The organism is Streptomyces sp. SP18BB07 (genome assembly GCF_036322545.1).
In the GTDB taxonomy this organism is placed as follows: Bacteria; Actinomycetota; Actinomycetes; order Streptomycetales; family Streptomycetaceae; genus Streptomyces; species Streptomyces deccanensis.
In genome coordinates this window covers 23,062-29,061 of the sequence record NZ_JAQYWT010000173.1, presented here as the reverse complement: position 1 = coordinate 29,061, position 6,000 = coordinate 23,062, and the positions used below count along the sequence as shown (strand labels likewise).

3 protein-coding genes and 5 pseudogenes are annotated in these 6,000 nt (G+C 65.6%); 6 read left to right on the top strand and 2 right to left on the bottom strand.

Annotation, left to right across the window (positions count from 1 at the left end; all coding sequences use genetic code 11):
* A pseudogene (locus PUR53_RS01700) lies at window positions 1-252 on the top strand (2,4'-dihydroxyacetophenone dioxygenase family protein); the annotation flags it as partial.
* Between the two features lie 63 nt (window positions 253-315).
* Here the strand turns inward: PUR53_RS01700 and PUR53_RS01695 are convergent.
* Window positions 316-576, bottom strand: a complete 261-nt coding sequence (locus tag PUR53_RS01695) for a helix-turn-helix domain-containing protein (protein ID WP_329907125.1) — start codon at window positions 574-576, stop codon at window positions 316-318.
* A 217-nt stretch (window positions 577-793) separates the two neighbouring features.
* Between PUR53_RS01695 and PUR53_RS01690 the strand changes: the two are divergent.
* From PUR53_RS01690 to PUR53_RS01675, 4 genes and pseudogenes are all read left to right on the top strand, one after another.
* Window positions 794-1,797 (top strand): annotated as a pseudogene (locus tag PUR53_RS01690) (IS3 family transposase); the annotation flags it as partial.
* 258 nt (window positions 1,798-2,055) lie between these two features.
* Window positions 2,056-3,126: an IS110 family transposase gene (locus tag PUR53_RS01685; RefSeq protein ID WP_329907123.1), complete on the top strand. Its 1,071-nt coding sequence runs from the start codon at window positions 2,056-2,058 to the stop codon at window positions 3,124-3,126.
* A 16-nt stretch (window positions 3,127-3,142) separates the two neighbouring features.
* Window positions 3,143-3,283, top strand: a pseudogene (locus PUR53_RS01680) (integrase core domain-containing protein); the annotation flags it as partial.
* 99 nt (window positions 3,284-3,382) lie between these two features.
* Window positions 3,383-3,921, top strand: a pseudogene (locus PUR53_RS01675) (IS6 family transposase); the annotation flags it as partial.
* 478 nt (window positions 3,922-4,399) lie between these two features.
* Here the strand turns inward: PUR53_RS01675 and PUR53_RS01670 are convergent.
* Complete coding sequence (locus tag PUR53_RS01670; protein ID WP_329907122.1) at window positions 4,400-4,933, bottom strand: hypothetical protein; 534 nt, start codon at window positions 4,931-4,933, stop codon at window positions 4,400-4,402.
* A 510-nt stretch (window positions 4,934-5,443) separates the two neighbouring features.
* Between PUR53_RS01670 and PUR53_RS01665 the strand changes: the two are divergent.
* Window positions 5,444-5,785, top strand: a pseudogene (locus PUR53_RS01665) (transposase); the annotation flags it as partial.
* Window positions 5,786-6,000: the final 215 nt, after the last annotated feature.

Below are 6,000 nucleotides of genomic sequence, written 5' to 3'. Positions count from 1 at the left end.
TGCCGCTACCTCGAGTACGACTGGGTGGCCGGGCCGGGCAGCTTCATCTTCGAGACACCCGGGCTGTCGCACACCCTGGTCAGTGATCACCCCGACGGTGTGAAGCTCTTCGGGTGGCTGCAAGGACCGATCGACTTCTTCAACGACCAGGGCGGCTTCATCGAGACACTGGACGTGTGGTGGTACATCAACCACTACGAGACCTACTGCCGGGAGAACGGCATCCCCATCAACAAAAAGCTCTACCTCTGAACTCATGAGCACCGCGGTGTCCTGGCCGACGAGGCCCGTCTCGGCCGACGACCGTGCAGGCGTCTACGGACGGAAGAGGTCGTGGGCGGTCACAGCGATCCACAGTTCGGCGATGTCGCGCGAACTCTTCAGGCTGCGGTCGGTGTGCGCCTCGATCTGGCGCAGCCGGTAGCCGAGGGTCTGGCGGTGGATGCCGAGTTCGTCGGCGGTGGTCTGCCGCCTGCGGTCGTTGGCCAGGTACGAGGTGAGCGTGCGCAGCAGTTCGTTGTGCTCTTCCTCGGCAAGGAGGGCCCAGGACCGTGTGCACGATCTCCGTGGCGCCACCGCTGTCTTTGGGGAGGACGGAGCCGCGGACGTCGTCGTAGCGGGTGGGCGTTCCAGGGGCGCGGGGTGCGGCGGTGAGTGCCCATACGGCCTGGTGGATCGCTTCGGCGATCTGGCTCATGGCGGTGAACGGGCGGGAGACACCGAGGGGTGAGGCGACCCCGACGGTGTGGACGCACTGACAATGGATCTTGCAGATCCGAGGAAGGGTGTCCTGGTGGGACGGAAGTCTCCGTATCCGGCGGAGTTCAGGAACGATGCCGTCGCGCTGTACCGCGCGGCGGGCGGGAAGCGCACGTATGCGGCGGTCGCAGCGGACATCGGGGGACCGGCGAGACGCTGCGGAGCTGGGTGCGCCAGGCCGACGAGCACGCCGGTCGCGGTCACAGCCACGGCGAGCAGAACGCGGAGAGCCAGAACGAGGAACTGGCCCGGCTGAGAGCCGAGAACGGTCGGCTGCGCAAGGCGGAGAAGGAGTGGGAGCTCGAGCGGGAGATCCTGCGCCGGGCGGCAGCCTATTTCGCAAAGGAGATGAAGTGAAGACCCGCCGCTGGGACGTCTCCGCCTACGCCAAGGCCTTCGGCGTTCAGCGGATATGCCGAGCCCTTCAGGTCTCGCGCTCCGGGTACTACTGGTGGCTCGCCGGCGCGAAGGACCGCGAAGAGCGGCAGGCCGCCGAGGACGAGCTTCTCGCGGAGATCCGCGAGATACACACCGCGCAAGGGAACCTACGGGGTCCGCCGCGTCCACGCCGAACTGCGGGGCTTCGGGCACACCATCAACCGCAAGCGCATCGAGCGGCTGATGCGCCTCAACGGCATCGAGGGCCGGCACCTGCGGCGCCGCGAGCGCACCACCGTCCCGGACCGGCTCGCACCGCCCGCCCCGGACCTCGTCCAGCGCCAGTTCACCGCCGCCCGCCTGGACGAGAGGTGGTGCGGCGACATCACATACGTGCAGGTCGGCGGGACGTGGCTGTATCTCGCCTGCGTCATCGACATCTGCTCGCGTCGGGTACTCGGCTACTCGATGGCCTCCCACATGCGCGCCGAACTGGTCATCGACGCCCTGACCATGGCGGTGGCGACCTGCGGCGGCAACGCCACCGGAGTGATTTTCCACGCGGACAGGGGCTCGCAATACACATCGGCCGCGTTCGCGCAGGTCTGTGACGGTTTCGGGATCCGCAGGAGCATGGGCCGGGTCGGCTCGAGCTACGACTGTCAGTCTCTTGGTACCGGATCCCGCAAGGATTCGGTAGCCCCGGCCGTGACGGTCTGACTCTTGCTACGACCGACCCCACGGGTGTCCTGGCGTTGATCTGTCGACCGTCCGGCCGGGCACGCAGCAAGCGCTGCCGCCGGCCGGACGTGACCTGATAAGAGCCTGGAGCCACCTCGTCAAAAGCGTCCCCGTGACAGTCCTGTCCGTCCGACCGGCGACAGCGTGCACCTCACGCTACCGGCCGGAAGGAACGCGGTGAACACCAACGCGCAGCACATGTCCGGGCACGTCGTGATCGGCGTCGACACACACAAGCACGCGCACGTCGCGGCAGTCATGGACACCATCGGCGGAATCCTGGCGACATTGACGATCCCCACGGACACCGGCGGATTCCAGCAACTCCTGTACTGGGCAACCTCGTTCGGCAAGGTGCTCGCATTCGGGGTCGAGGGCACCGGCTCCTACGGCGCCACCCTGGCCTCGTTCCTTCGCCGGGCCGGTCACAAGGTGGTCGAGGCCGGTCGGCCGGACCGACGGCTGCGGCGGATGAACGGCAAGTCCGACACGCTGGATGCCGAGAACGCCGCCCGCGCGGTTCTCGCCGGCTTCGCCACCGCCACCCCCAAGACGGCGGACGGCGAGGCCGGGATGATCCGCCGGCTAAAGATCGCCCACGACCAGGTTGTCGAACAGCGCGCGGCCGCGATGGTCACCATGAAGGCGATGCTCGTCCACGCCCCCGATGGCCTGCGCCACGAGACCGCCGGCAAAACGCAGGTCGCTCTGGCCCGGCACCTGGCGGGCCTGCGTCCTCGACAGCTGGAGGGCCCTGAGGACGCACTACGTCACGCCCTGCGCACGCTGGCCAAGCGGTGGCAGTACCTCGACGCCGAGGCCAAAGAGCTGACGAAGATGATCGATGACCTGGTGCACCGAGCCGCCCCGCAGTTACTCGAGCCGTTCGGTATCGGCGTGGACACAGCCGCGGAAATCCTCGTCGTGGTCGGGGACAACCCCGAGCGCATCAAGTCCGAAGCCGCACTCGCCAAACTCGCGGGCATCGCGCCCGTGCCCACCGGCTCCGGAATGACCAGCGGCAGGCACCGCATCAACCACGGCGGCCATCGCCAGCTCAACGCCGCGATCTACCGCACCGTCATCGTCCGCATGCGATTCCATCAGCCCACGATCGACTACGTCGCTCGCCGAACCGCAGAGGGCAAGACGAAACGCGAGATCATCCGATGCATCAAACGCTACGTGATCCGCGAGGTCTACCACCTCATCCGACCTGCCCCGAAGACGGTCTCTGCGGGGAGTTGACAACTATAGGAGCGTCAACGCCCTCGCCGAGTCGTTCTGGCAGGGGCTCAAGAGAGAGACGATGCACCAGAGACTGTTCTCGACGGTGCGTCAGGCGAGGCTGGAGATCTTCCAGTGGCTGACCTACTACAACGCTCGACGGCGCCACAGCGCCCTCTCTCGCCAGCCGAGTTCGAACAGCAGCACCAGGGAGGACGTAAACTCCCACTGGCAGCATGAACCCCTGTGTCCACATTCCGGGGGACACCTCAGCCCGGCCTACGCCCGCGAGTTGCGTCGCCGCCGGCCCCGGCCTAGGGACAAGTGGCATCTGGATGAGGTCTTCATCCAAATCAACGGCGAGCAGAAGTACCTCTGGCGGGCCGTCGATCAGGACGGCATGGTGCTGGACATCCCGGTGCAGAACCAGCGGGACAAGACGGCGGCCAGACGCTTCTTCTGCAGGCTGATGAAGAAGACCCGCACGGTGCCCAGGGGGATCATCACCGACAAGCTCCGCTCCTACAGCGCGGCCCACCGCGAGGTCATGCCCTCCCGTCGAGCACCGCTCACACGGGCCTGAACAACCGGGCGGAGAACAGCCACCAGCCCACCAGACAGCGCGAACGGGCGATGAAGGGCTTCCGCTCCGCTGGAGGGGCACAGCGGTTCCTGTCCGCGTTCAACGGCATCTCACCCCACTTCCGGCCCCACCGCCATCGGTTGTCCGCACACGACTACCGAGCCGAGATGACCGTCCGCTTCTCAATCTGGGAGCACATCACCGGAGCCGCTGGCCTCTCCACCACGGCCTGACCACAGCCCGGAACCGGGCTCCACCACACCACGACGCACCATCAGACACCTACCCACCCAACAACGTGACAGCGCCCGAGCGCGGCCTGCACCCGCTCGGCCTCGTCCCGCAACCGCGCGATCTTTTCCCGAACTCTCTTCTCCCGGGCTTCCAGCAGACCGAGCACCGACGGCACCAGCCACCACCTCCACGAGCCAGACGAGCGGACGAACCACGCTCACCTCTCCCGCTACCAACCGGAGTTCATGCCCACCCATCCCGGACCAACGCAACACGTTTGGAAGGCGGATGGCGTCTCAGATCGAGTCGTTCCACCCGCAGCCATGCCATCTCCAGAAGCTGCAACCATCCCGGGTGAGCGCCGATGGCGGGCCGTGCCCCGGCAGGGATCCACGGGACGGCCATCTGGCAGAAGCGGCAGTCCCCGGTCGAGGGCAAGAACGGGCGAGTAGCCGTGAGGCTGCTGCAGCATGACGTTCAGCTCTGTACCCAACGCAGCAGCAGCCCTTCCCGGGCCCTGGCTGAGAGGCGACGCGGCTCCGGCTCATTCCGTCGCCACTCCGTCATCAATGATGGGGACAGCGAACCGTCGGCGAAACGGTTGAGCAAAAGCTGCGAGAGTTCAGCCTCCCGCGGCGTGTAGGCGATCGCCGCAGCGGAATCCACCGGCAACTCGCCGCAGCTGTCAGCTGTCTCCACTGCGACCGTCATGGGGTCAGGAGCACTCACTGACCACCACGTCAGCACGATCGACGCCGCCACACCGACTGCTGCCAGCCCTCGCCCGAAGCCCGACTTCACAGGTGCGCCGACCACACGTACCGCGCTCACATCCCGCCATGACCAGAGGCTCGTATCCACATCGGAACCGACTCGCTGCACGCCGGCGGGGGTGAGCTCAAGTCCCGTGGCTGTCTCGCCGGGGGGCGCTCCCAGATACACCTGGGCCGGCGTTATGGAGAACAGCCCGACCAACAGTGCGTTCTTCGTCAAGTCTGTCGGGCCTGCCATCGAATCTCCATTCCTCGTGCGCAGATGAGCAATCAGACTCTACATTCTCCGCAGAAACAGGCGCTGCCCCAGGACGAGGAGCACTTTTCGGCCACCCCAGTCGCTCCTGGATTACTGGAAGTAGATAGCCCCGTGAGCGGGTCAGGAAGGAGAGCCCTCTATGCATAGCGCCGCTCAAAAATATAAGGTCGCAGGCAACCATAATTCAGAGCAAAACTGGTGAGGCCCATAAAAATGGAGATCGACAGGTGGAAAACGATGGACACTAAAGCTGTCCATAGGCGAAGAGCGGGAACTAGGATACCTAGAGGAAAGTAGACCATGAACAGCGTTGTCGCATAGGTGCCTGCCACGACGATGAAATCGTTCTCGTAGACGAGGTTTGACACTCCGGGATAAGTGAACTCCGGAACCCTCATGATGTAGAAAAGTGCTGTTCCGTCTTACCATAGACGTCCCTGGACTTTATGCAGGCCACTGGTGACGTAGACCAGGGTGATCTGCAGAGCGATCATCGTCGTCTGGGACAATCTCAACACCTATCGCGCCGCGGGACTGCGTGACTGCACCGCAGGCCACGACTGGCTCACGATCGTCCAGCTCCCCTCCTACAGCCCGGACTTGAACCCGGTGGAAGGGCTCTGGTCCCTGTTACGGCGAGGCCCGGTGGCCAACACCGCGTTCACCGATCCTGACCACCTCACCCGCACCCTCCGCCGTGGCCTCGCCCACATCCAGCGCCACCCGGAACTCATCGACGGCTGCCTCACCGAAACCGGCCTGACCCTCAACCCCGGCATACGAAGCTATCTGAAACGGGGTGCTCACGGTTCCCTGTCTCGGAGGCGGTAGAGCGGTCGCCATGTGCACGACAGGCTCTCTACATTTGCCACTCCCCGTGCTGTTCGCTGCCTGACCGTCGTCGAACGAACGGCTCGTGGCCGCGTAGGCGGCTTCGGGGCCGTGCGGGGCGCCACACGGCAGCGGACCTGATGGTCGGATCGCTGAGAGGATCACGGCATGCCGCGCCCGTGTTCCGCTGGGCACGCTACCCAGCGGGTTCGCGC

What these genes read in the sequence shown, in the direction of transcription:
- PUR53_RS01670 (WP_329907122.1), bottom strand. Translation starts at nt 4,933, where the DNA reads ATGGCAGGCCCGACAGACTTGACGAAGAACGCACTGTTGGTCGGGCTG.